At 34.7% G+C, this 262-nt stretch carries 1 protein-coding gene; it reads left to right on the forward strand.

The features are described 5' to 3' along the window. A partial coding sequence (locus AB4486_RS27495) for a hypothetical protein (RefSeq protein ID WP_372119970.1) occupies positions 1–262 on the forward strand: 262 nt, incomplete at both ends.

The raw sequence follows: 262 nt of genomic DNA on the forward strand, positions 1-262 counted from the left end.
ATTAAGCGTATAGCATCAAAGTTTGATGCTATTGATGCGCTTGACTTTATAACCGATAAAAAAAGTGACGGTTTAGTATTACATCATTTTTTAGTGAGTGATTTATCTATTCAGCGTTGTAAAACACCAGAAGACCTTATTAAAATTGGATTAGAATTAGATCGTTTAAGTGTACGATTCCATGGAAGTTTGGTGGATGCGGTGTCACAAAATAATGAAGCAGCGGTTGAAGCTTTCATACAAGATGTACTAACTGGAAGAC

The sequence above is a fragment of the Vibrio sp. 10N.222.55.C6 genome (genome assembly GCF_041473395.1).
Classification (GTDB): Bacteria; Pseudomonadota; Gammaproteobacteria; order Enterobacterales; family Vibrionaceae; genus Vibrio; species Vibrio crassostreae_C.